Origin of the sequence: Microbacterium sp. dk485, assembly GCF_004570445.1 — a bacterium.
GTDB lineage: Bacteria > Actinomycetota > Actinomycetes > Actinomycetales > Microbacteriaceae > Microbacterium > Microbacterium wangchenii.
In genome coordinates, this window is the sequence record NZ_SPQW01000003.1 from 63,405 (window position 1) to 84,849 (window position 21,445).

Consider the following 21,445-nt stretch of genomic DNA (forward strand, 5'->3'; position numbering starts at 1 on the left):
GGCGGTAGAAATGATCGCATGCCCGCCGTCTTCGCCGTCCTCGCCGCGGCGGTCCTGTTCGGGACGACCGGCACGTCGCAGGCGCTGGGCCCCGACGACAGCACCCCCCTCGCGGTGGGCGTCGCCCGCCTGCTGGTCGGGGGCACGGTACTGGCCGTCGTCGGACTGGCCGTCGGCGCCCGCGCGCGGCGCCGGGAGCCCCATCCGCCGCCGGTGACGCCGCGCGCGGTCGCCCTTCTGGCGTTGACCGGAGTGAGCCTCGCGGCCTACCAGCCGCTGTTCTTCCTCGGTACCGAGCGCAACGGCGTGGCCGTGGGCACCGTCGTCGCGCTCGGGTCGGCACCCGTGCTGGCCGGACTGTTCGAGTGGGCGCTCACACGCCGCGTCCCCACGCTCACGTGGGCGGGTGCCACCGCGCTGGCCCTGGCCGGGGTCGCCCTGCTGGCGCTGGGCGGCAGGGGGCAGACGGGAGCGGACCCGGTCGGATTCGCCGCGTCGGTGGCCGCCGGCGCCACCTTCGCGATCATCGCCGTCGCACAGCGTCGCCTGTTCGACTCCGGATGGAACCCGTTCAGCGTCGCCGGCGGCATGGGCGCGACCGCGGCGCTGATCGCGGTGCTGTGCGTGCCTTTCGTCGACCTGCGGTGGGCGACGACCGGCGGCGGGCTGGTGATGTCGCTGTGGCTCGGCCTGGTCACGATCGCGGCGGCCTACACCCTCTTCACGTGGGGGCTCCACCGCCTCACCGCCGGCACGGCGGCCACCCTGACCCTCGGCGAGCCCCTCACCGCCGCGGTCCTGGGCATCGCGGTGCTCGGCGAGCGACTGTCGCTGCCGGCGGTCGCGGGGCTGGCAGTCCTGTGCGCCGGCCTCGTTCTGCTCGCGTGGGGGTCGCGTCCGCCCCGCGACCCTTCCCCCTACGCCGTGGAGGCATGACCGTGGTCACCATCGCCCTCGCCGACCTCGACGATCCCCGCACCCGCGCGCTCGTGTCGGCGCATCTGTCCGGCATGCGGGCCGCCTCTCCTCCGGAGAGCGTCCACGCCCTCGAGATGGCGGGGCTGCAGCATCCCGATGTGACGCTGTGGTCGGCGGAGGTCGACGACCGGATCGCCGGAATCGCGGCACTCTCGCGGCTGGATGACACCAGCGGCGAGATCAAGTCGATGCGCGTGGATGAGGCCTTCCTCGGCCGCGGCATCGGGCGCGCCCTCCTTCACCACGTCATGGGCGCCGCGCGGAAGCGCGGCATGACCCGACTGTGGCTGGAGACCGGATCCACCGACGAGTTCCTCGCGGCACGTCGCCTCTACGAGAGCGAGGGCTTCATCCCGTGCGGCCCGTTCGGGAAGTACCGCGCCGATCCCTTCTCGGTCTTCTTCACCCGTCCCCTCTGACGGGTCAGACGGGGAAGACCAGGGCCGTCGCGAAGGCGGCGACACCCTCCCCGCGCCCCGGAAATCCCAGGCCGTCGGTCGTGGTGGCGCTCACGGAGACCGGCGCGCCGCCGAGGGCCGCCGACAGCGCCGCTTCGGCTTCCGCGCGACGGCCGGCGAAGCGGGGACGGGTGGCCTGGAACTGCACCGCCACGTTCCCGATGCGCCATCCCGCCTCCCCCACGATCGCCGCCGTGCGCGCGAGGAAGGCCTCCGCGTGCGCGCCGGAGTACTCCGGCCGGTCAGTGCCGAAGTGCGTGCCGATATCGCCCTGTCCGGCCGCGGAGAGGATCGCGTCGACGATCGCGTGGGCGACGACGTCGCCGTCGGAGTGGCCCGAGAGGGCGGGTTCCCCCGGCCACTCCAGGCCGGCGAGCCACAGGGTGCCCGCCGCCGCGAACGCGTGCACGTCGGTGCCGATCCCTACGCGGGGTATCGGCACGGAGTGCTCGAGCGCCGCATGCGACGCCGTCGACGGGGCGACCAGGGCGCGAGCGCGGTCAAGGTCGTCGGGCGTGGTGATCTTGAACGACCGCGTGTCACCCGGGACGATCGCGACGGCTCTTCCCGCCGCGGCGACCAGCGCGGCGTCATCGGTGTATTCGCGGTCGGCGACGGCGTACGCGCTGTCGATCACGACACGCGCGAACCCCTGGGGGGTCTGCGCTGCAGCCAGCTGGGACCGATCCACCGCAGCCACGACATCGGAGCCGCTGACCTGCTTGAGCGTGTCCACGACCGGGAGGGTCGGCACCACCGCCGGCACACCGTCCGCGAGCGCGTCGAGCACGCGACGGAAAACATCCGGTGGGGTGAGGGCTCGGGCGGCGTCGTGGACGAGGACGAATTCCACGTCCGGCCATACCGCCGCCAGGCCCGCGGCGACGGACTCCTGCCGTGTCGCGCCCCCGACGACGACCGACGCGAGGTCGCGCCGGTCTCCGGATGCGGCGAGCACCTCGGTGAGCGCGTCGCCCTCACGCCCGGCCGGCGCCACGACGATCACCTGGGCGGACGGCGCCGCGAACACACCCTCCAGCGCGTGGCGCAGCACGGTGTGACGATCGATGCCGACGAACGCTTTCGGCGCGTTCGCGCCCAACCGCGTTCCGGAGCCGGCGGCGACGACGATGATGGCGATGCGGGGAACGGGCGTGATGCTCACGCCCCCACGCTAGCGCCGGGCGTCAGGAAGCGAGCACCTCGTCGAGGACGACGCCTGCGCGCTCCTCGTCGGTCTTCTCCGCGAGAGCCAGCTCGGACACGAGGATCTGGCGGGCCTTGGCGAGCATGCGCTTCTCACCGGCGGACAGGCCGCGGTCCTGGTCACGGCGCCACAGGTCGCGGACGACCTCGCTCACCTTGATGACGTCACCGGAGGCGAGCTTCTCGAGGTTCGCCTTGTACCGGCGCGACCAGTTCGTGGGCTCTTCCGTGAACGGCGCCCGCAGCACCTCGAAGACCTTGTCGAGACCTTCCTTGCCGATCACATCGCGAACGCCGACCAGGTCGACGTTCTCAGCGGGAACCTCGATGATGAGATCACCCTGCGTGACGTTGAGCTTCAGGTACTTCTTCGTCTCGCCGCGGATGATGCGGTCTTTGACTTCGATGATCGTGGCCGCCCCGTGATGGGGGTACACAACGGTCTCGCCAACCTCAAAAAGCATGCAGTTATGTCCTTTCGGCAACGTCTAGGATACCACAGCCCGCGATGCTGTAAGGTTCTCCGCTCGCCGGGCCGCTCGACACGGGACCGGCATGGAACGCGGCGGCGGACCCCATAGAATGCTGAGGAAGCTCGTCTGCTCCACCGGGAGGAACTGTGAAACCGCGCCTCATCGCGTCTGCCGCCCTGGGCGTCGCCGTTCTCCTCGGAGCAACCGGCTGTGCCTTCATCACCCCGCAGGCGACGACCATCGTCTATTCGCCTGCTGATGGCGTGAACATCCCCGACTCCGGCCCCCTCAAGGTGCGCAACGTGCTCATCGTGAGCGAGGGCGACGGCGAGGCGGGCAACATGATCGCCGCGATCGTCAACGAGACCGACGAGCCGCACACCCTCAACATCGAGCTGGGCGAGGGCGCATCGGTGGAGAAGGCCACCGTTCGTGTGCCGGCCAAGTCGAGCCTGAGCCTGGGCAACCCCTCCGACGACACTCCCCCGCTCGAGCTGGAGAACATCGAGGGACCGGCCGGCTCCACCGTTCCGGTGTACTTCCAGTCGGGCGATTCCGAGGGCGTCCTGTACGAGGTGCCCGTCCTGGACGGCGCGCTGGACTACTACAACGAACTGCTCCCCTGACGGCTCCCGCCGGTGAGGTGACCGGCGCGTTCAGGCTTCGAAGCGGTACCCGAGACCGCGCACGGTGACGAGCATGCGCGGATCGCTGGGATCGGACTCGATCCGCGAGCGGATGCGCTTGACGTGCACGTCCAGCGTCTTGGTGTCGCCGAAGTAGTCCGTCCCCCACACGCGGTCGATCAGCTGCCCGCGCGTCAGCACACGCCCCGCGTTGCGCATGAGTACTTCCAGGAGCTCGAACTCCTTGAGGGGCATGTTGATCTCGGTGCCGTCGACGGCGACCGCGTGGCGATCGATGTCGAGGGTGACGCGTCCGCCGGTGAGGATGCGGTCATCCAGCGACGGCTCGTCCTGCGCGTAGCGACGCAGCACCGCGCGCATCCGAGCCAGCAGCTCGCGGGCGGAGTAGGGCTTGGTGACGTAGTCGTCCGCACCCAGCTCGAGCCCCACGACGATGTCGACCTCGGAATCCTTCGCCGTCAGCATGATGATGGGAACGCGGGAGGTGGCTCGCAGCTGCCGGCACACCTCGGTCCCCGGCATCCCGGGCAGCATGAGATCCAGCAGCACGATGTCCGCCCCACGCTCGCGGAAGGCAGTGAGGGCGTGACCGCCGTCGCCGGCGATCTCCACCTCGTACCCCTCGCGACGCAGCAGGTAGGCCAGGGGATCGGCCAGATCCGGCTCGTCCTCGACGATCAGCACGCGGCTCATACGGAATCCTTCTCGGTCGGCGTGGGGTGGGTGAGGACCCGCCTGCGGCGGTCCTTACGCACGGGCTTCGGCTGCGGCGGGTCGCTCTCGGGGGTCGCGGCCGGAAGACGGACCGTGAAGGTGGACCCGCGGCCGGGGGCCGACCACAGGCGCACCTCCCCGCCGTGGCGCTGCACGGCGTGCTTGACGATCGACAAGCCCAGCCCTGTGCCGCCGGTGCTGCGCGAGCGCGCCTGGTCGGCACGGTAGAAGCGCTCGAAGATGCGCTGTTGCTCCGCCTCGGGGATGCCGATGCCGCGGTCGGTGACGGCGATCTCCACGACGCCGTCGGCCTCTCTCACCCCCACGCCCACGCTGGAACCGGCCGGCGAGTAGGCGATGGCGTTGGCGATGAGGTTGCCCACGGCCTCGGAGAGCACCTGCGCGTCGCCGCGCACGTGCAGGCCGCGCGTCCCCCCGCGCACGAGCGTGACCGACGCCGAGTCGGCCTGCAGCGCGTGGGCCTCCACGGCACTGGTGACCACCTCATCCACGGATACGTCGCGCACCTCCCGGAGTTCGTCCGAGGCCTGCAGGCGCGACAGGCTCATGATCCGGGCGGTGAGAGCGGCCAGGCGAGCAGCCTCCGCCGTGAGGCGCGCGGCGAAGATCCGCACCTGCGCCGGGTCGTCGGCGGCCATCTCGATCGCCTCCGACAGCAGACTCACCGCCCCGACCGGGGTCTTCAGTTCGTGACTGGTGTTGGCCACGAAATCGCGGCGCATCTCCTCCACCCGCTCCTGCTCGGTGATGTCGCGGAGCACCACGAGCGTCAGGCGCGGGGAGATGCTCGCCGCTCGCGCCGCCACCAGGCGCGGCTCTGCCGGTGCCGGGCCGCGCCGCAGCCGCAGGTTCCGCACCACCGGGGCGCCGGTGTTCCGCGCGGCACGAGCCACGTGACGCAACTCCTCGCCGGGGATGACGTCGCCGACGCGGATGCCGAAGACTCCGACTGGCGCGGAGGCGGCGAGCACGGTCGAAGAGGCGTCGGACACGAACGCCGGATCATCCATCGCCCGCAGCACCAGCGTCACTCCGTCGGGGACGTGCGACGACGTCTCGGCGCGCTGCCGGTCCCGGAGCCGGAACGCGTAGGCGATGAGAAGGACGACGGAACCCCCGACGACGACTCCCAGGATGAGAGCCAGCAGCACGAGCTGCGTTCGATCCATGCCACCAGCGTACGGGCGCTCACCGGTCGCGCCAGGCCGTCCCGGCCGCCCCGGCGTTGGGCGGGAGATACTATTCACTCGCACGGCACCGTTCGTTCACCTTCGGCCGGGAGGATCGCCACGGTGGCCGCACGTGTGTGCCGTGCCGCGAATCAGGAAGGGTACTGCGATGCGCGAAGTGTTCCATCAGTCGCTCGAGGACGTGCAGAACCGTCTCGTGGAGATCGCCGAGCTGGTGACAGTGGCCATCGACGGCGCCACCCGCGCCTTCTCCACCAGCGACGTCACACTGGCCGAAGAGGTCATCGAGGCCGACCGCATCATCGACGAGAAGGCCGTCGCCCTCGACGAGCTGGCGATCGAGATTCTGGCGCGCCAGCAGCCGGTGGCCCGCGACCTGCGCATCGTGGTCACGGCGCTGCGGGTGAGTGCGTCACTGGAGCGCATGGGCGACATGGCCGAGCACATCGCCCAGCTCGCCCGCTCGCGCTTCCCGGAGCGGGCCATCCCCAAGGGCCTGAAGGGCACCTTCAAGCGGATGGGCGAGCTCGACGTCTCCGTGGCGCGCAAGCTGACCGAGCTGCTGCGCACGGAGGACCTGCGCCTGGCCGAGGAGATCCGCAACGACGACGACGCGATCGACGAGCTGCACGTCAGTGTCTTCGAGAAGGTCCTGGGCGAGAACTGGAAGGGCGAGGCGATGGCGACCGTGGACGCGACGCTCGCCAGCCGCTACCACGAGCGCTTCGCCGACCACGCCGAGTCGGTCGCGAAGAAGGTCGTCTACCTCGCCACCGGCGACTGGAGCGCCGACCCGCAGACACTCGAGGCCTTCGCCGAATAGACGGCCCCGATCAGCCCGCGACGCGCCGCCAGACCGGATCGGCCGTCGCGAACCCCTGGACGATGCGCATGACGCCGCCCGCCTGAACGCAGCCGGCGACGAGCGAGATCAGCCCGACGAGTCCCGCCGCGATCGCGAGTGCGATGTCTTCACCCTCGAGGATCCCGCGGAAGAGGAGCGCGGTCCCGAAGACGGCGAGCAGGAACGCCAGCGCGGCGGTGATCAGGCGGACGAACAGCGGCGGCTCGAGGTTCACGAGGCGTGCCTGCACCCACCCGCGCGCCGACGGCGCGGCAGCGCCGCCGCGGAACGGGAGGCCGATCCACCACGCGGCCGCCGCCGCGAGCTGTCGCCCCGTGCGCCAGAGACGGATGAGCAGCCACGCTCCGGCGCCGCTCATGCCGACGGAGATCATGATGACGATCATGTCGACGGCGCTCACCGGGCCTGTCCAGGCCAGCAGCGCGTCGGTCATGACGAGCGTCATGAACACGCCCACGACGGTGAGGGCGTAGGCGAGGACGCCCATCCCCCACCGCGACCACCGCTCGTAGTCGGCGCGCAGCGCCGTGACGGCACGGGTGGCGTCGTACGGGTCGGCATCCGCCGACCCGACGTGGGCCAGCCATGCCTCGGACTCGGGGCGCACGAAGGAGAAAGCCACCGCGTCATCCGCCCTGCTCAGCCGCCGGCGCCGGGACGAGATCCTCCCGCGGCGCCATCGAGATGCCGAGCAGCCCGATCCTGACTCCCCGTGCCCGTTCCAGCTCGGCGGCAGGGACGAGCTCGCGTTCGTCGAGCACATCGAGGGCATCCGCGATATCGGCCTGGATCCGCCCCCGGTCCGCCTCGGCGAGGCCTGACACGGCGGCGTCCAGCCGCGCCAGATTCCGGCTCCACCGGTCGCTTCCTGCATCCGCGGGGCCTCGGTAGACCGCGAAATGCAGTGCGCCGACAACGGCATCTGCGAGCAGTCCGAGGGCAGCGAACCCGAAGTCCGCCTCCCCCTGTGCGAGCGCCAGGCCGGCGACGGCAGTGGCCGCCGCCGACGGCCCGAGATGCAGCATGCCGAGCAGCCGACCGACCTTGGGGTCGACGCCCGACGGATCCCGATGGTCGATGACGAGGCCGATCGCCGCCAGGACCGCGGCGATCGCCGCGATGGAGCCGGGAATGCGGAGGTCGAGACCCTCGTCCTGCGCGAACAGCCACCCGACGACGACACCCGCCGCGAGGACGGGGAACACGAAGCTCGCGATGTGGCTGAGGGTCAACAGGCAGCCCCACGCGCGGACGGTGTCCTTCGACAGTGCGCGCCATGCCTCGGCGGGCGCGAAGAAGGCGATCGCCCGGCGCAGCTCGGCGTCCTCGTGCAGGGCGTGCGCCTCGAGCTTCCACCAGTCGAGCGGCTCCCAGCTGCGACGCGCGCGCGCGAATCGGACAGCAGGTCCGTCGCTCATACCGCCCACGCCCCGTCCGCGGCGGGCTCCCCGGTCGCGTTCACCGGCGCGTGCAACCACCGCACGCTCGCGCGCTGCTCATCACCCCTTGCCCTGCGCGGCGACGGCGGCGGCGCCGGCGGCTGCGGCCTCGGGATCCAGGTACTCGCCGGGACCCAGCGGCAGGAGGTCCTCCCCCAGCCGGTAGACCAGCGGGATGCCGGTGGGGATGTTCAGCGCGGCGATGTCCTCGTCGCTGATCCCCTCGAGATGCTTCACCAGGCCGCGGAGCGAGTTGCCGTGCGCGGTCACCAGCACGGTCTTGCCGTCACGCAGGTCGGGCACGATCTCCGCTTCCCAGTAGGGCAGCATGCGCTCGATCACGAGCTTGAGCGACTCGGTGTCGGGAACCTGGCCGTCGATGCCGGCGTAACGAGGGTCGCCGACCTGGCTGTAGGGGTCGTCGGCGGGCAGGGGCGGCGGCGGCACGTCGAACGAGCGGCGCCACAGCATGAACTGCTCGTTGCCAAACTCCTCGAGCGTCTGCGCCTTGTCCTTGCCCTGCAGCGCGCCGTAATGCCTCTCGTTGAGCCGCCACGAGCGCTTGACCGGGATCCACAGGCGGTCGGCGGTATCCAGCGCGATGTTCGCCGTCTGGATCGCACGGCTGAGCACCGACGTGTGCAGGATGTCCGGCAGCAGGCCGGCCTCGGCGAGCAGCTCGCCGCCGCGCGCGGCCTCCGCCTTCCCCTGATCGGTGAGACGCACGTCCACCCATCCCGTGAACTGGTTGGTCTTGTTCCACTCGCTCTGGCCGTGGCGGAGCAGGATCAGGGTGTAGGGCGCGCTCATGCCGCCATCCTACCGACCGGGTCCGCCGCCATCAGGGGCCTCCCGTGCAGTGCTGGCATCATGGGATGAGTGCGTGCGTCGGTGGTGGGTCAGGTCACGCGCGGCACCACCGGCACCAATCGCCTCCGACGCGTGGACCGGTGGATCGCCCGGCATCCGGCGCTGCGGCGGGCCGAGGATCCGCTCGTGGTCGACCTCGGGTTCGGGGCGAGCGCGGTGACCACGCTGGAGCTGTACGCGCGGCTCGCCCGGGCGCGGCCGGACGTCGAGGTGCGCGGACTGGAGATCGATCCCGATCGCGTGGCTCGCGCGCAGGAGCAGCTGCACCGTGCCCCTGCCGCCGAGCGCGAGCACGTCTCCTTCGCCCGCGGGGGGTTCGAAGTGCCGACGCCGCCCGGACGCCGGCCCGCGATCATCCGCGCGATGAACGTGCTCCGCCAGTACGACGAGCGCGACGTCGCCCCCGCGTGGGGGCGCATGTGCGCGCGACTCGCGCCCGGAGGCGTGCTCGTGGAGGGCACGTGCGACGAGCTCGGCCGCGTCGCGACGTGGGTCGAAGTCGGCGCGGATGCCGCGCCGCGGAGCCTCACGATCTCCCTGCGCCTGGCGGGCCTCGGCTCCCCGGCGATCGCGGCCGAGCGCCTCCCCAAGGCGCTCATCCACCGCAACGTGCCCGGCGAACGCATCCACGCGTTCCTCATCGGCTTGGAGACGGAGTGGAACCGCGCCGCGGTGGTGGCGCCGTTCGGGCCCGTGCACCGCTGGCGCACGGCGCTGAGCTCCCTCGCCGACGCAGGCTGGCCGCTGCACAGTCGCGCGCGGTGGCGGCTGGGCGAAGTGGGCGTCGCGTGGGACGCCGTGGCTCCGGCCTGAGCGGGGCTGCTGGGTCAGCCGGCGGAGGTGCGTCGCCCGAGGCGCGGCAGGCGGGGGACGGATGCGGTGGCTCCGGCGTCGGCGGGCACCACGACCTGCTGGGCGGCTGACACGGGTCCTTGCGCGGTGTCCACGACGAGGTCGGCGTCTACGGGAGCAGTGCGCTTGACCAGGGCGAGCGCGATCGGCCCCTCCTCGTAGTGCCACGCCGCCGACGTGATCGCTCCGATGGTGGTGTCACCGGCCCGGACCTCATCCCCGCGCTCGGGCAGAATGCTGTCGCTGCCGTCCAGCTGCAGCGCCACGACGCGCCGGGGCGGGTGGCCGAGGTTGTGGACCTTCGCGACGGTCTCCTGACCGCGGTAGCAGCCCTTGGACAGGTGCACCGCCGTGCGCAGCCAGTCCAGCTCGTGGGGCAGAACGCGTTCGTCGGCGTCGGCCGCGACGCGCGGCCGCCATGCCGCGATCCGCAGGGCCTCGACGGCGTCCAGGCCCGCCAGGGCGCCAGGCGCGGACGTCCGGATGAGGCGCTCCAGCTCGGCCTGCTCCACCACGGCCTCTGCCCAGTCGCGGTCGGCGCCGGGATGCTCCAGCGGCTGCGCGTACGCGTGACCGCCGGGAGCGACCTGCGGCCACGGGTCGCGCCAGATCACCGGGATCCCGGTCTCGGCGACGGCGGAGACCCGCTCGAGCGCCGCGGCGGTGCCGCCCACGACGGCGAGGTCGGAGCGGTCGGCCACGACCACCCGGAGGCGGAACCGCATGCGCTGCAACCAGGCGAGAAGCGGTTCGGCGTCGGGGGCGTCCACCAGGAGCCACGTCGTCGCGCCGTCGTCGAAGACCGCGGCGGCGTGCTCGACCCTGCCCTGAGGATCCAGGATGAGCAGCTCGGTGGGCGTGGCCGGCGGAAGATGCGTGAGGGCCTGGGACGACAGCGAATCCAGCCAGCTGAGCCGGTCCTCCCCCGAGACGGTGAGCACGCGCCGGTCGCCGAGCGGAGCGAGCGCGCTCCCGGAGGCCAGCGCGCGCTGCTCGGCGAACGGGTTGCCGAGATGGCGGAGCCCGGTCGCGTCGGACACGGCTCCGGCGACGGTGGTGTAATCGGTCATCAGTCGGCCCGAGCCAATCGCGCCGACGCGTGCGAGGCGAGCTCGGACCCGAGGGCGGCGATGTCCCATGCCCACAGCAGGTGTCCCTCGACCAGGCCGTACATCCGCGTGGCGGCGGTGTACACCTTGGCCCCGGCGGTGCGCACCACCGCGTCGGTGGCGATGTCGATGCGGGGTCCCCGCACCTGCCCCAGGTACAGCTCGCTGATGCCGTCCGCGTGCACGAGGGAGACCTCGATGTCGAACCCGCCGGCCTCGTTGCGGAGGCGCTCGACGTCGTCGACCGTGCGTGCCGGACCGGTTGTCAGGGCGGGCAGCAGACCAGGGCCGGCATCACCCTCGGCGGCGGGGCGGCTCAGACGCCAGTACCCCATCTCGGCGACCAGCGGCGTCGGCTCGCCCTCGCCGAGCAGCCAGGCACTGCCGGAGTAGTTCAGGTAGGCGCCGCCGTCGTGACTGAAGCTCACACGGTGGCGGAATTCACCCGTGAAGTGCTGGTCGGCGGTGGCGTAGTCCAGCACGCCGGTGCCTTCCCACACGCCGACGAGCCACGACAACGGGGCGAGGTCGGCGGGGAGGTCGGTCGGCAGCTCGAACACGAGGCCGCCTTCAGCGCTGGCCGCGGTACAGGTTCTTGATGACGACGCCCGACACGAACACGATCGCGAGAGATGCGAGGCCGAGCAACCCCACGAAGAAGAGTTCGAGCGCGACAAGATCCATGTCGTCAGTCTATCCCGGAACGATCGCGGCGAGCCCGAAGCCTGCGCTGATGACGGCCATGACGACCATCGCCCCCAGCACGCTCGCCGAGACGCGCACGAGGAACTCCTGCGAGCGTCCGTACCAGAGCTGGACGACGAAGGACAGGACGAGGCACGCCCCCAGCCCGATCGTGAGCCACGCGGCACGCCACCCCTCGGGGACGAAGACGCCGATGCCGATGCCCAGGAGCGCGGCCACCACCCACACCGCCAGCACACCCCACACCGTGCGTCGCGGCGCCAACTCGGGAACGGTCATAGGCGTCATTCTCCCGCAGGTACGGCGCATCCGCACACCGCGGCGCGGGAGCGGTCCCGTCTCGCCCCTAAGATATGGGTGGATGCGGCCCGCCGCATCGGGGGAGGTCCCGGTTGGCACAGCTTCTCGTTCTGAGTTCCGCCCATGGCGGCGGTCCTGTCCTGCCCTCCCTCGAACTGCTCAGCCACCGCGTCCGCCAGATCCCCGCCGAGCCGGCGCAACTGGTCAACGCCCCCAGCGCCGACGTCATCTTCGTCGACGCGCGCGTCGACCTGGTCGGCGCGAAGTCGCTGTGCAAGATCCTCAACACCACCGGCATCGACGCGCCGCTCGTGCTGGTGGTCACCGAGGGCGGACTGACCGCGGTGTCCCCCGACTGGGGAGTGGATGACGTCATCCTCGTCGGCGCCGGACCCGCCGAGGTGGATGCACGCGTGCGCCTGGCGATCGGGCGGATGTCGAAGGAGCAGGTCTCCACCCGCATCCAGACCTCGGGCATCACGATCGACGAGTCGTCCTACTCCGCCAAGGTGCACGGCAAGCCGCTGGATCTGACCTACAAGGAATTCCAGCTCCTGCACTTCTTCGCCACGCATCCCTCGCGCGTCTTCACGCGCGAGCAGCTGTTGAGCGAGGTGTGGGGCTACGACTACTTCGGCGGCACGCGCACGGTCGACGTGCACGTGCGCCGCCTGCGGGCCAAGCTCGGCGATCTCGAACAGCTCATCGGCACGGTGCGCAACGTGGGATACCGCTTCAACGTGTACGAGGACGATCAGCTGCCGACCGCGGCGCCCTCCGCCTGATCCGGTGACGCGGCGCACGGCGTGCGACAACCCCTCGCGCCGCAGCATCCCCCGCCTGCAATGATGAGGGGATGATCGAACACGATGTGCTCGACGCCGGTCTGGGCGACGCGGACGACGACGACTTCGATGAGGCCGTCGAAGCCGTCGACGCCCAGCTGCCCGAGAACCGCTATCTCGATCGCGAACTGAGCTGGCTGGCGTTCAATCGCCGCGTGCTGGAACTCGCCGAAGACCCGACGCAGCCGACGCTGGAGCGGGCCAACTTCCTGGCGATCTTCGCCAGCAACCTCGACGAGTTCTTCATGGTGCGCGTGGCCGGTCTCCAGCGGCGCATCGTGACGGGCCTGGCCCTGCCCACCAATGTCGGCCGCGCACCGCTGGATGTGCTCGCGGACATCTCCGCCGAAGCGCACCGGCTGCAGCTGCGCCACGCGGCCGCGTGGACCGAGCAGGTGCGCCCGGCCCTGGCCGAAGCGGGCATCGAGGTCGTCTCATGGGAGGAGCTCGACGACGCCGAACGCGAGCGCCTCTCCGAGTACTTCCAGGCCCAGGTCTTCCCCGTGCTCATGCCTCTCGCCGTCGACCCGGCCCACCCCTTCCCGTACATCTCCGGCCTGTCGCTGAATCTCGCCATCCGCGTCCGCAACGCCCGCTCGGGGCGTCAGGAGTTCGCACGCCTGAAGGTGCCGCCGATGCTCCCCCGGCTCGTGCAGATCCCCAGCGCCCGGGGCACCGCACGGTACCTCCCGCTGGAGGAGCTCATCGCGAACCACCTGGGTGACCTGTTCCCCGGCATGGAGGTGCTCGACCACCACGCGTTCCGCCTCACGCGCAACGAAGACGTCACGATCGAAGAGGACGAGACCGAGAACCTCATCCAGGCGCTGGAGGCCGAGCTCCTGCGCCGCCGCTTCGGTCCACCCATCCGCCTCGAGATCACCGACGACATGGACGAGGTCACGCTCGATCTGCTCCTGAGCGAGCTGGACATCACCGAGCAGGAGGTCTACCGCCTGCCCGGTCCGCTGGATCTGCGTGGCCTGTTCGACCTGTCGCGCATCGACCGGCCCGACCTGCGGTATCCCCCGCACGTGCCCAAGACGGCGGTGGCGTTCCAGCCGCCCGAGCACAACCGCCGCGCCGACGTCTTCGCCGCCATCCGCAAGGCCGACGTGCTCGTGCACCACCCGTACGAGTCCTTCGCCACGAGCGTGCAGGCCTTCCTCGAGCAGGCCGCGAAAGACCCGCACGTCCTGGCCATCAAGCAGACCCTGTACCGCACCTCCGGCGACAGCCCCATCGTGCAGGCACTCATCGACGCCGCCGAATCCGGCAAGCAGGTGCTCGCGCTGGTGGAGGTGAAGGCACGCTTCGACGAGGCCGCCAACATCGTCTGGGCGCGCAAGCTGGAGAAGGCCGGCGTGCACGTCGTGTACGGCCTGGTCGGGCTGAAGACCCACTGCAAGCTCGCCCTGGTCATCCGCGAGGAAGACGGCGTGCTGCGCCACTACAGCCACGTCGGCACCGGCAACTACAACCCCAAGACCAGCCGCATCTATGAAGACCTCGGCCTGTTCACGGTCGACAACGAGGTCGGACGCGACCTCACGCGCCTGTTCAACGAGCTCAGCGGCTACGCCATCGAGAAGAAGTTCAAGCGGCTCCTGGTCGCCCCCCTCCACCTGCGCAAGGGCCTCATCCGCCTCATCGACAAGGAACGGCGCCACGCGCTCGCCGGCAAGCGCGCCGGCATCCGGATCAAGGTCAACTCGATGGTCGACGAGCAGATCATCGACGCGCTGTACCGGGCGAGCCAGGCGGGGGTTCCCGTCGAGGTGTGGGTGCGTGGCATCTGCTCGCTCAAGCCCGGCGTCCCCGGTCTCAGCGAGAACATCACGGTGCGCTCGATCCTCGGCCGCTACCTCGAGCACTCCCGCATCTTCGCCTTCGACAACGGCGGCGACCCGCAGGTGTACATCGGCAGCGCCGACATGATGCACCGTAACCTCGACCGCCGTGTCGAGGCACTGGTGCGGGTGAGCGCGGCGGGGCAGATCGCCGAACTGACCACATTGTTCGATCTCGCGATGAGCCCGGGCACCAGTTCGTGGCACCTCGGACCCGACGGCGAGTGGACCCGCCACAGCACCAGCGACAGCGGGAAAGCACTCGTGGACCTTCAGGAGAAGACGATGGCCACGGTGCAGCGGCGCCGCCGCGCCCGGGCGGTGCGATGACCGATCCCGCCGTCTACGCCGCCGGCGGCGTGGTGTGGCGGATGGTCGAGGGCAAGCCCCACGTCCTGCTGGTCCACCGCACCAAGTACCGTGACATCACGCTGCCCAAGGGCAAGGTCGACCCCGGTGAGATGCTCGCCGAAGCCGCCGTGCGCGAGGTGCACGAGGAGACCGGCATCCGGGTGAGCCTGGGCGTGCCGATCGGCGTCTCGCACTACCGCCTGCCGAACTCGCGGGAGAAGATCGTGCACTACTGGGCGGCCGAGGCCACCGACGCCGCCGTGCGGAGTTCGACCTTCGTGCCGAACAAGGAGATCGCCGCCCTCGAATGGGCGAGCGTGAAGAAGGCCCGCGGGAGGTTGAGCTATCCCGTCGACGTGGAGATCGTGGACGGCTTCCAGGCGCTCGTGGACCAGGGCGTCACGCACACGTTCCCCCTCGTCGCGCTGCGGCACGGGAAGGCGAAGCCTCGAAGCTCGTGGACCGGCCCCGACGCCGCACGGCCCCTGACCGGCCGCGGACGACGGCAGGCCGATGCCCTCGTCGGGCCGCTCAAGGCATTCGGCGTGCGCAAGATCGTCTCCAGTCCCGCCGAGCGCTGCGTGCAGACGGTCGCTCCCCTGGCAGCGGCCCTGGACCGCCGGATCGAGCAGACCCCGCTCCTCAGCCAGGACGCGTGGGAGGAGGGCACCGCCGACGTGCGCACGGTGGTCGGCGAGCGCGTGCGCTCCCGCCGCCCCGCGGTGCTGTGCAGTCACCGCCCACTGCTGCCGGAGATCCTCAGCGAGCTGGCCCTGGCCACCGGCACGCTCGCCGGGTCGTACCTGGGCAGCGCCTCGTCACTGGAGACGGGGGGCTTCTCCGTCGCCCACCTGTCCGTCGACCACCCCGGGTCGGGAATCGTGGCGATCGAGACTCACGAGCCGAGCGTCTGACGGCGCCGCACGTCCTCCGGGCGCACCAGCGGCGGCACCCCGGTGTCACGCGCCGCGGGAACCGTGGAGACGACCGGCCCCGATTCCGTCATGGCCGCGCGCACGCGCTGCTGAGTGCCCTCCGCACGCGCGAGCTCCCGCGCGACCTGCGCCCGCAGCGCGTCATGCGTGGCGTCGCGCAGTGCGGCGGCGGCCTTGACGGTCTTCCGGCGGGCTTGGTTCGGATGCTCCGCCCCCTCACCCGCCGCCGCTGCCAGCGCCTCGACCCAGGCAGCGCGCTTGCGCAGATCTCGTGCGGGCTTGTCGTCGATCCGCTTGGCGGTCTTGCGTGCGGCCCGGACCGCCTCCGCGACCTCCGGGAGGGCGGCGAGCGCACGCGCCTCGGCGGGGGGTCGCTTCTCCATGGCTCCACTGTAGAAGGCGCCGGAGGGCAGTGGACCGCCCGCGACGGCGCGTGCGCCGGCCGGTCCCCGTTCACCTTCCGTTCACCTGCGCTGCGGCGTCCGGTAAGGCATCGTGTCTACCGTCGAGGCGTGCCCGGTCCCGGGCCCATCTCTGAAGCCGAAGGATCCGCATCGTGAAGATCACTCGTTTCGCCCGGCTGGGCGCCGTCGCCGCGGCGGCGGCCCTCGCCCTCACCGGGTGCGCCGTCAACGAACAGTCCGGCGGCAGCGCTGCTCCTGCCGCAGACGACGGCCTGTCGGGCACCCTCGTCGGCGGCGGTGCGTCGTCGCAGGAGGTCGCGGTGCAGACCTGGACGGCCGGCCTGCAGGGCGCCAACCCCGACCTCACGATCGACTACGACCCGGCCGGCTCGGGCACCGGCCGTGAGTCGTTCCAGGCCGGTGCGTTCCAGTTCGCCGGTTCGGACCGTCCGTTCACAGTCGAGGAGATCGAGGCGGGTCCGTTCGACGCGTGCGTGGAGGGTTCGGACATCGTCGAACTGCCCACCTACATCTCCCCCATCGCCGTCGTGTTCAACCTCGAGGGAATCGACACGTTGAACCTCGACGCGACCACGCTGGCGGGTATGTTCGCCGGCACCATCACGACGTGGAACGACCCTGCGATCGCGGCTCTGAACGACGGGGTCACGCTCCCCGCCACCGACATCACCCCGGTGCACCGGTCCGACGACTCCGGCACCACCGAGAACTTCACCGACTACCTGTTCCAGGCCGCGCCGGATGTGTGGACCAGCGAGCCCGACGGAGTCTGGCCGCTGCGCGGAGGCGAAGCGGCTCAGGGGACCTCGGGGGTCATCTCCGCGGTCGAAGGCGGCCAGGGCACGATCGGCTACGCTGACGCGTCACGAGCCGGTGACCTCGGCACCGTCGCCATCAAGGTGGGCGAGGAGTTCGTGCCCTACTCCCCCGAGGCCGCCGCTGCCGTCGTCGACGCCTCCCCCGAGGAGGAGGGCCGCGCGGACACCGACATCGCGATCGCCCTGGATCGCACGACCACCGCCGCGGGCGTCTACCCCATCGTGCTCGTGAGCTACATGGTCGGCTGCGCCGACTACCAGGACGACGCCACCGCCGCGCTCGTGAAGGCGCTGTTCGAGTACGTCGCGAGCCCCGAGGGCCAGGATGCGGCGGCCGAGGCGGCCGGCAGCGCACCCATCTCCGATGCCCTGCGCGAGCAGGTGAGCACCGCCATCGACGCCATCCAGTAACCGCCGACGGGCCCGGCCCGGCTCCGGCCGGACCGGGCCTTCGTGCGGATCCCGACTCCTTCCCACAGAATCGACTCCATGACCACCACACCCGAGGTCACCCGCACCGGGGCCCCGAAGGGGACGGTGCGCCGCGGTGACCGCTGGTTCTCGGGCACGGCGCTGTTCGCCGGCTCGATGATCCTGGTCACCCTCGCCGCCGTCGCCATCTTCCTCATCGTCCAGTCGCTCCCCGCGCTGTTCGCCACCGACGCCGACGCGTCGATCCTGCCGTCCAATTTCTGGGCGTACGTCGGGCCTCTCGTGTTCGGCACGGTGTGGGCCGCCACGCTGGCCCTCATCATGGCCGTCCCGCTGTCCCTCGGCGTCGCGCTGTTCATCTCGCACTATGCCCCGCGCCGCCTCGCGCAGGCGCTCGGCTACGTCGTCGACCTGCTTGCCGCCGTCCCCTCCGTGGTCTTCGGGCTGTGGGGCATCGGCGTGCTGGCGCCCGCCGTGCAGCCGATCTACACGTGGCTGGTCGACAACGCGGGCTGGTTCCCGCTGTTCGCGGGGCCGGTCTCCAGCACCGGGCGCACGGTGTTCACCGCCGCCGTCGTGCTGGCGGTCATGGTCACCCCGATCATCACCGCGATCTGCCGGGAGATCTTCCTGCAGACCCCCAAGCTGCACGAAGAAGCGGCGCTGGCGCTGGGGTCGACCCGCTGGGAGATGATCCGGATGGCGGTGTTCCCCTTCGCCCGCAGCGGCATCGTCTCGGCGGCGATGCTGGGCCTGGGGCGCGCCCTCGGCGAGACGATGGCCGTCGCCATGGTGCTGTCGGTCTCCGGCGGCATCAGCTTCAAGCTCTTCACGCCCGACAACCCCAACACCATCGCCGCCAACATCGCCCTCAGCTTCCCCGAGGCGTACGGCCTCAACATCAACGTGCTCATCGCGACCGGCCTCATCCTGTTCGTGGTGACGTTCGGCGTGAACGCGCTCGCTCGCTACATCGTGAGCCGGCGCAAGGAATTCTCGGGGGCGAACTGACATGACCGCGACACTGACTCCCCCGACCACCGTCGTCGAACCGAGCCCGCGCCTGACCAGCGGACACCTGGCCCGGTGGGCGCCGTGGGCGCTGCTGGCCGGATCCCTCGCCGCATCCGCCGCCGTCTTCGGCGTGACGGCCGTGTCGTCGGGCAGCCCGTTCAACCTCGGCGGATGGGCCGTCGTCGGTGCGATCGTCTACCTGGCCCTGATCTTCACGATCTCCGCGATCATCGAAGGCCGGCGGAAGGCTGTCGACCGGCTCATCACCGGCGTGGTCACCGTGGCCTTCCTGATCGCGATGGTGCCGCTGGTGTCGGTGGCGATCACGGTCATCAGCCTGGGCGCCCCGCACTGGAACGCCGAGTTCTTCACGTGGTCGATGCGCAACGTCGTCGGCGAGGGCGGCGGCGCGGTGCACGCCATCGTCGGCACCGTGCTGATCACCCTCGCGGCGGCCGTGATCTCCATCCCGATCGGCCTGTTCACCGCGATCTACCTCATCGAGTACGGGCAGAACAATCGCCTCGCGCGGGGCATCACGTTCCTCGTCGACGTGATGACCGGCATCCCCTCCATCGTCGCCGGCCTGTTCGCGTACGCGCTGTTCGCCCTGTTCCTCGGTCCCGGAGTGCGGCTGGGGATCATCGGGTCGGTCGCCCTGGCCGTGCTCATGATCCCCGTGGTCGTCCGCTCGACGGAGGAGATGCTGCGCCTGGTGCCGAACGAGCTGCGTGAGGCGGCGTACGCCCTGGGCGTGCCGAAGTGGCTCACGATCGCCAAGGTCGTGCTTCCGACGGCGATCGCGGGCATCACCACCGGCATCATGCTGTCGATCTCCCGCGTCATCGGGGAGACCGCGCCACTTCTGATCACCGCCGGATTCACCTCTTCCGTGAACTACGACCTCTTCGACGGCCGCATGCAGACCCTGCCGGTGTTCACGTACACGCAGTACATGAACCAGGGCATACCCGCCGAGGCATACATCGGCCGCGCGTGGGCTGCGGCCCTCACCCTCATCGTCATTGTCATGGTGCTGAACCTCGTCGCACGCACGATCGCGCGAGTGTTCGCCCCCAAGACCGGCCGCTGACCCGGCCGCTCACACCCGAAAGAAGACCCGTGTCCAAGAGCATCGACGTCCACGACCTCAACGTCTACTACGGCGACTTCCTCGCCGTGGAGGGCGTGACCCTCCAGATCGAGCCCCGCAGCGTCACCGCTTTCATCGGCCCCTCCGGCTGCGGCAAGTCCACCTTCCTGCGGACGCTGAACCGCATGCACGAAGTCATCCCCGGTGCCCGCGTCGAGGGCGAGGTGCTGCTGGACGGCGACGACCTGTACGGTCCCGGGGTTGACCCCGTGCTCGTGCGCCGCCAGGTCGGGATGGTCTTCCAGCGGCCGAACCCCTTCCCCACCATGTCGATCCGCGAGAACGTGCTGGCCGGGGTCAAGCTCAACAACCGCCGCATCTCCAAGTCGGACGCGGATGACCTCGTCGAGAAGTCACTGCGCGGGGCCAACCTGTGGAACGAGGTCAAAGACCGCCTCGACAAGCCCGGCTCCGGTCTGTCGGGTGGCCAGCAGCAGCGTCTGTGCATCGCCCGCGCGATCGCCGTGTCGCCGCAGGTCATCCTCATGGACGAGCCGTGCTCGGCACTGGATCCGATCTCCACGTACGCCATCGAGGAGCTCATCGCCGAACTGAAGAGCGACTACACCGTCGTCATCGTCACGCACAACATGCAGCAGGCCTCGCGGGTGTCGGACAAGACGGCGTTCTTCAACATCGCCGGCACCGGCAAGCCCGGCAAGCTCATCGAGTACGACGACACAGCGACCATCTTCACCACGCCGTCCGTGCAGGCGACCGAGGACTACGTCTCCGGCCGCTTCGGCTGAGCCGCCCGTCAGTCGCGCGGGGACAGCAGGTAGCGGTTGAGGGATGCGGTGAACTCGGCGTCGATCGGAAGCTCGCGGTCGTCGATCGCCGAGACCGGCGCGGCCAGGCGCACGCTGGACACCAGCCACGCGGCATCCGCCTCGGCCAGGGCCGTCACGGGGAGCTCCTCGTAAGCGGTCGCGAAACCGCGCTCGGCGAGGTGATCGAACAGGCTCACCTGCGTGGTGCCGTGGAGGATGCCCGAGCCCGGCTCGGGCGTGACGAAGCGATCGCCGAAGCGCAGCAGCACGGAGGACGTCGGCCCCTCCAGGACGAGCCCGTCGCTCGTGACGAACAGCGCGTCGTCGGCGCCGCGGCGCTTGGCCTCCCGGATCGCGGCCATGTTCACCGCGTACGACAGCGTCTTGGCCCCGAGGAGCAGCCACGGCGCGCGGGCGGGGGCGCCGCTGTCCATGCCGCGGTCGAGGGTCACGACACGGATGCCGTGCTCCCGGGCGCGCGTGTTGTCGGGCGCCGGCGCGAGCGTCACCCACGCCGTCGGGGTCGGCCCGTGCTCCACGCCGCGGCTGAGGATGAGCTTGATGACGCTCTCCCCCGGCTCCGCCGCATCCGCCACCCGGGCGATGGCCTGACGCCACTGCTCGAGGTGCGGCGCGGGTAGGTCGCACAGGCGGGCGGAGTGGGCGAGCCGCTCGAGGTGGGCGTTCGTCTCCTGCGGGTGACCGTCCACGACGCCGATGGATTCGAAGATGCCGTCGCCGCGCTGCGTGGACAGCTCCCCCACGCTCAGCGCAGGGGCGGCCGGATCGATCTCGGTCAGGGTGTCGGCGAAGTCGGTGCGCGCGTCATCCGCGGCCGCCGGGTCGATCACGAGTGCGTAGCGCCATGCCATGCCCCGAGCCTACGGGCGCCGAACCCTGCCGGAACGGGAATACCCGCCGCGTCGACCCGTTAGACTCTGATAGCCGGGCCGCAGTAACCCCGGGCTCCATCTTTTGCCGCCGAGAGCGGCCTCGCGCCGAGAGGCGTTCTGCGGCCCGGCACT

24 protein-coding genes are annotated in these 21,445 nt (G+C 70.8%); 12 read left to right on the top strand and 12 right to left on the bottom strand.

The genetic code is table 11. From position 1 onward, the window contains the following. Positions 1–18 precede the first annotated feature (18 nt). Together E4V99_RS17445 and E4V99_RS17450 are read left to right on the top strand one after the other, a co-directional pair. Positions 19–936 (top strand): EamA family transporter, encoded by a 918-nt coding sequence (locus E4V99_RS17445; protein ID WP_135118045.1) that lies wholly within the window; start codon positions 19–21, stop codon positions 934–936. Further along, entirely contained in the window at positions 933–1,397 is a 465-nt protein-coding gene (locus E4V99_RS17450) for a GNAT family N-acetyltransferase (RefSeq protein ID WP_135118046.1), read from the top strand. The genes E4V99_RS17445 and E4V99_RS17450 overlap by 4 nt, the downstream gene beginning before the upstream one ends. 4 nt (positions 1,398–1,401) lie before the next feature. On the opposite strand, the gene ispD is transcribed toward E4V99_RS17450, so the two are convergent. Both ispD and E4V99_RS17460 read right to left on the bottom strand, forming a co-directional pair. Next, a complete protein-coding gene (gene ispD, locus E4V99_RS17455; RefSeq protein ID WP_135118047.1) occupies positions 1,402–2,601 on the bottom strand; it encodes a 2-C-methyl-D-erythritol 4-phosphate cytidylyltransferase in 1,200 nt (399 codons plus the stop codon). Positions 2,602–2,623: 22 nt separating this feature from the next. Beyond that, positions 2,624–3,106 (bottom strand): CarD family transcriptional regulator, encoded by a 483-nt coding sequence (locus E4V99_RS17460; protein ID WP_135068171.1) that lies wholly within the window; start codon positions 3,104–3,106, stop codon positions 2,624–2,626. A gap of 155 nt (positions 3,107–3,261) precedes the next feature. Here E4V99_RS17460 and E4V99_RS17465 point away from each other — a divergent pair, with 155 nt between their 5' ends. Continuing rightward, entirely contained in the window at positions 3,262–3,741 is a 480-nt protein-coding gene (locus tag E4V99_RS17465) for a DNA modification methylase (RefSeq protein ID WP_135068173.1), read from the top strand. 30 nt (positions 3,742–3,771) lie between these two features. On the opposite strand, the gene E4V99_RS17470 is transcribed toward E4V99_RS17465, so the two are convergent. Continuing rightward, positions 3,772–4,455 carry a response regulator transcription factor gene (locus E4V99_RS17470; RefSeq protein ID WP_135118048.1) on the bottom strand — a complete coding sequence of 228 codons (684 nt, stop codon included), beginning with the start codon at positions 4,453–4,455 and terminating at the stop codon, positions 3,772–3,774. Further along, a complete protein-coding gene (locus E4V99_RS17475; RefSeq protein ID WP_135118049.1) occupies positions 4,452–5,666 on the bottom strand; it encodes an ATP-binding protein in 1,215 nt (404 codons plus the stop codon). The genes E4V99_RS17470 and E4V99_RS17475 overlap by 4 nt, the downstream gene beginning before the upstream one ends. 169 nt (positions 5,667–5,835) lie before the next feature. Between E4V99_RS17475 and phoU the strand changes: the two genes are divergently transcribed. Then, the gene (phoU, locus tag E4V99_RS17480; protein WP_135068179.1) at positions 5,836–6,510 is read left to right on the top strand and encodes a phosphate signaling complex protein PhoU; all 675 of its coding nucleotides are present in this window, start codon (positions 5,836–5,838) and stop codon (positions 6,508–6,510) included. A 10-nt stretch (positions 6,511–6,520) separates the two neighbouring features. Here phoU and E4V99_RS17485 read toward each other — a convergent pair whose 3' ends face one another. From E4V99_RS17485 to E4V99_RS17495, 3 genes are all read right to left on the bottom strand, one after another. Next, positions 6,521–7,174, bottom strand: coding sequence for a hypothetical protein (locus tag E4V99_RS17485; RefSeq protein WP_135068181.1), 654 nt, complete (start codon positions 7,172–7,174; stop codon positions 6,521–6,523). 4 nt (positions 7,175–7,178) lie between these two features. Then, entirely contained in the window at positions 7,179–7,970 is a 792-nt protein-coding gene (locus E4V99_RS17490) for a hypothetical protein (protein ID WP_135118050.1), read from the bottom strand. An 81-nt stretch (positions 7,971–8,051) separates the two neighbouring features. Beyond that, positions 8,052–8,801 carry a phosphoglyceromutase gene (locus E4V99_RS17495; RefSeq protein WP_135118051.1) on the bottom strand — a complete coding sequence of 250 codons (750 nt, stop codon included), beginning with the start codon at positions 8,799–8,801 and terminating at the stop codon, positions 8,052–8,054. A gap of 69 nt (positions 8,802–8,870) precedes the next feature. On the opposite strand from E4V99_RS17495, the gene E4V99_RS17500 reads away from it, so the two are divergent. Then, the gene (locus tag E4V99_RS17500) at positions 8,871–9,674 is read left to right on the top strand and encodes a class I SAM-dependent methyltransferase (RefSeq protein WP_135118052.1); all 804 of its coding nucleotides are present in this window, start codon (positions 8,871–8,873) and stop codon (positions 9,672–9,674) included. A 14-nt stretch (positions 9,675–9,688) separates the two neighbouring features. Here E4V99_RS17500 and E4V99_RS17505 read toward each other — a convergent pair whose 3' ends face one another. The 3 genes from E4V99_RS17505 to E4V99_RS17515 form a co-directional block, all read right to left on the bottom strand. After that, positions 9,689–10,783, bottom strand: a complete 1,095-nt coding sequence (locus E4V99_RS17505) for a glycine cleavage T C-terminal barrel domain-containing protein (protein ID WP_135118053.1) — start codon at positions 10,781–10,783, stop codon at positions 9,689–9,691. After that, on the bottom strand, positions 10,783–11,382 hold the full coding sequence (locus tag E4V99_RS17510) for an FABP family protein (protein WP_135118054.1): 600 nt from the start codon (positions 11,380–11,382) through the stop codon (positions 10,783–10,785). The genes E4V99_RS17505 and E4V99_RS17510 overlap by 1 nt, the downstream gene beginning before the upstream one ends. A gap of 133 nt (positions 11,383–11,515) precedes the next feature. Then, on the bottom strand, positions 11,516–11,806 hold the full coding sequence (locus E4V99_RS17515) for a hypothetical protein (protein ID WP_135068192.1): 291 nt from the start codon (positions 11,804–11,806) through the stop codon (positions 11,516–11,518). A 113-nt stretch (positions 11,807–11,919) separates the two neighbouring features. On the opposite strand from E4V99_RS17515, the gene E4V99_RS17520 reads away from it, so the two are divergent. The 3 genes from E4V99_RS17520 to E4V99_RS17530 all read left to right on the top strand — a co-directional run bounded on the left by E4V99_RS17520 (position 11,920) and on the right by E4V99_RS17530 (position 15,787). Then, a complete protein-coding gene (locus tag E4V99_RS17520) occupies positions 11,920–12,612 on the top strand; it encodes a response regulator transcription factor (protein WP_135068194.1) in 693 nt (230 codons plus the stop codon). 71 nt (positions 12,613–12,683) lie between these two features. Then, positions 12,684–14,852, top strand: a complete 2,169-nt coding sequence (locus tag E4V99_RS17525) for an RNA degradosome polyphosphate kinase (RefSeq protein ID WP_135118055.1) — start codon at positions 12,684–12,686, stop codon at positions 14,850–14,852. After that, on the top strand, positions 14,849–15,787 hold the full coding sequence (locus E4V99_RS17530) for an NUDIX domain-containing protein (protein WP_135068198.1): 939 nt from the start codon (positions 14,849–14,851) through the stop codon (positions 15,785–15,787). The genes E4V99_RS17525 and E4V99_RS17530 overlap by 4 nt, the downstream gene beginning before the upstream one ends. Here the strand turns inward: E4V99_RS17530 and E4V99_RS17535 are convergent. Beyond that, positions 15,769–16,191: a hypothetical protein gene (locus E4V99_RS17535; protein WP_135118056.1), complete on the bottom strand. Its 423-nt coding sequence runs from the start codon at positions 16,189–16,191 to the stop codon at positions 15,769–15,771. The two genes, E4V99_RS17530 and E4V99_RS17535, sit on opposite strands and share 19 nt — an antisense overlap. Positions 16,192–16,364: 173 nt before the next feature. On the opposite strand from E4V99_RS17535, the gene E4V99_RS17540 reads away from it, so the two are divergent. The 4 genes from E4V99_RS17540 (at position 16,365) to pstB (ending at position 20,399) form a co-directional block, all read left to right on the top strand. Continuing rightward, complete coding sequence (locus E4V99_RS17540) at positions 16,365–17,462, top strand: phosphate ABC transporter substrate-binding protein PstS (RefSeq protein ID WP_135118057.1); 1,098 nt, start codon at positions 16,365–16,367, stop codon at positions 17,460–17,462. Positions 17,463–17,540: 78 nt separating this feature from the next. Next, positions 17,541–18,494 (top strand): phosphate ABC transporter permease subunit PstC, encoded by a 954-nt coding sequence (gene pstC, locus E4V99_RS17545; protein WP_135068204.1) that lies wholly within the window; start codon positions 17,541–17,543, stop codon positions 18,492–18,494. 1 nt (position 18,495) lies between these two features. Beyond that, entirely contained in the window at positions 18,496–19,590 is a 1,095-nt protein-coding gene (gene pstA, locus E4V99_RS17550; RefSeq protein WP_135118058.1) for a phosphate ABC transporter permease PstA, read from the top strand. A gap of 29 nt (positions 19,591–19,619) precedes the next feature. Continuing rightward, positions 19,620–20,399: a phosphate ABC transporter ATP-binding protein PstB gene (gene pstB / locus E4V99_RS17555; RefSeq protein WP_135068208.1), complete on the top strand. Its 780-nt coding sequence runs from the start codon at positions 19,620–19,622 to the stop codon at positions 20,397–20,399. An 8-nt stretch (positions 20,400–20,407) separates the two neighbouring features. Here the strand turns inward: pstB and E4V99_RS17560 are convergent, their stop codons facing one another. After that, entirely contained in the window at positions 20,408–21,292 is an 885-nt protein-coding gene (locus E4V99_RS17560; protein ID WP_135068210.1) for an aminodeoxychorismate lyase, read from the bottom strand. Positions 21,293–21,445 lie beyond the last annotated feature (153 nt).